3 protein-coding genes and 1 pseudogene are annotated in these 1,614 nt (G+C 36.1%); 1 reads left to right on the forward strand and 3 read right to left on the reverse strand.

Annotated elements, in window-relative coordinates; all coding sequences use genetic code 11:
- Nucleotides 1-410: pseudogene (locus HMPREF2794_RS21300) on the forward strand (radical SAM protein); the annotation flags it as partial.
- A 243-nt stretch (nucleotides 411-653) separates the two neighbouring features.
- Here the strand turns inward: HMPREF2794_RS21300 and HMPREF2794_RS21310 are convergent.
- From HMPREF2794_RS21310 to HMPREF2794_RS21320, 3 genes are read right to left on the reverse strand one after another with little or no spacing between them, the layout of a single operon-like run.
- Nucleotides 654-911 (reverse strand): hypothetical protein, encoded by a 258-nt coding sequence (locus HMPREF2794_RS21310; protein WP_032851951.1) that lies wholly within the window; start codon nucleotides 909-911, stop codon nucleotides 654-656.
- A 13-nt stretch (nucleotides 912-924) separates the two neighbouring features.
- Complete coding sequence (locus HMPREF2794_RS21315; protein WP_070752616.1) at nucleotides 925-1,128, reverse strand: hypothetical protein; 204 nt, start codon at nucleotides 1,126-1,128, stop codon at nucleotides 925-927.
- Nucleotides 1,129-1,138: 10 nt separating this feature from the next.
- Nucleotides 1,139-1,438: a hypothetical protein gene (locus HMPREF2794_RS21320; RefSeq protein WP_070752618.1), complete on the reverse strand. Its 300-nt coding sequence runs from the start codon at nucleotides 1,436-1,438 to the stop codon at nucleotides 1,139-1,141.
- Nucleotides 1,439-1,614 lie beyond the last annotated feature (176 nt).

Genomic DNA, 1,614 nt, shown 5'->3' on the forward strand with positions numbered 1-1,614 from the left:
CGGATGACACACTTTCACGTACATTTGAAAAGGCGTGTCTACCATCTGCACGGATTAAAGCTATTGAGAAGCTGCAGGAGCAAGGGTTTGATGTGTCTGTCAGGTTATCCCCATTTATCCCTCAATTTATTGATTTTAAGGTTCTGAATAGTATCAAATGTGATAAGATTCTAGTGGAGTTCTTGCGGGTAAACACATGGGTGAAGCAATGGTTTGATATTGACTATTCCGAATACACCCTGAAGCATGCAGGGTACAATCATCTGCAGCTGGAGCGAAAAATCGAATATCTAAATAAGATTTCAGGATTCAGGGAGATTTCAGTTTGTGAAGACGTGGATAGTCATTTTCAGTACTGGAAGGAGAATGTAAACTACAGCCCGAACGACTGCTGTAATTTGAGACTATAAAGTTTAGCCGCGCAAAGATTTTTTTCTTGCGCGGCTTTTTTTGAATAGATAATCATTTGTAGAATATGTATTTTTCTTCACAATAAATACAATGATTTTCCTTGCAATACTTCTCAACTGCTTTGCGCGTTCTAAAGTCTTTTATTTTTCCATCTTTTGATTGAATATGTTCCACATTAAAGTCCTTGTCTATCTTTAGAGGAACAAACCTTGTTTGAGTATTAAATCGCTTCATTTTTTTAGTTATGATTTTATTTCTTTTTCCATTAATCTTAAAATCCTGTTGAACTCACTACGACTCATATTGGTAGGCGCAAAAGATGCTTTTACCTCTTCAAACGGACGGAGAGAATGTTTTAATGTTTCTTGAGCTTTCTCCCTTGCCTTTTGGGCACACATTTCAATATATTCTTCATCTGTCATATTGTAGTCAGTAACAGTATCTATCACCGTTGAAAATCGGCATAAAAGCCCATTTTTTTGTCTTGTTATAAAGCTCATATCTGATTTGTTATTAATTACAATACTCTTGTACATCTTTATCCGCAAAATGGATGCACGTGCAGGCGGAAGGAATGAAATTGGATAAATCTTCCAAGTCGTTTCCTTGCATCTTGTAGAACCCTTGTTTTACAAAGAGTTCATCACGATTCTGAAAACCTACATATACATCCCCGTATTGCGGGTGGGTACAGGATGCTATTAGTATTTTCTTCATATCTAATTTTTTACGCATTTATAAATTCCAGTTTATACCCTAAATAACCCGGCTCACCTTCCGCATTAATAGCCCGCCCTGTCAAGTGTCCGTAAAGTTCGTCCATAATAATGTAGAACATCACCTTTGGCAAAGGCTTCTGTAAATATTCAACGTACACGTTAAATAACTCATGCTTAGGAGTTACCGTTTCAATCTGTCTGAAACATTCGGTTATCGGACGAAAATCAAATCCGTTCTTCTTTGGGTTAGTCAATAGTTCCTTGTAGGCAGCTACATGACCGGGAGTTAATTGTATTGTTTCACTCATTTCTCTATTAATATTATCAAAAGCCGATCTTTCCTGGCTGTTATCCCTTTATTTTAAAACTCCACAATAAGCCAAAACCGATAAGGAGGTAAATATACCTATTACTGATATTAAATATAGAATCAGTAGATACTCTAAGGTGTTATCTTTTTTCATATCCAATTTAATCTTCTACT

The organism is Bacteroides sp. HMSC067B03 (genome assembly GCF_001811315.1).
GTDB lineage: Bacteria > Bacteroidota > Bacteroidia > Bacteroidales > Bacteroidaceae > Bacteroides > Bacteroides faecis.

Excerpts from the sequence above, each read along its gene's own strand:
- HMPREF2794_RS21320 (WP_070752618.1), bottom strand. The coding sequence starts at position 1,438 with ATGAGTGAAACAATACAATTAACTCCCGGTCATGTAGCTGCCTACAAG.
- HMPREF2794_RS21315 (WP_070752616.1), bottom strand. The coding sequence starts at position 1,128 with ATGAAGAAAATACTAATAGCATCCTGTACCCACCCGCAATACGGGGAT.
- HMPREF2794_RS21310 (WP_032851951.1), bottom strand. The coding sequence starts at position 911 with ATGAGCTTTATAACAAGACAAAAAAATGGGCTTTTATGCCGATTTTCA.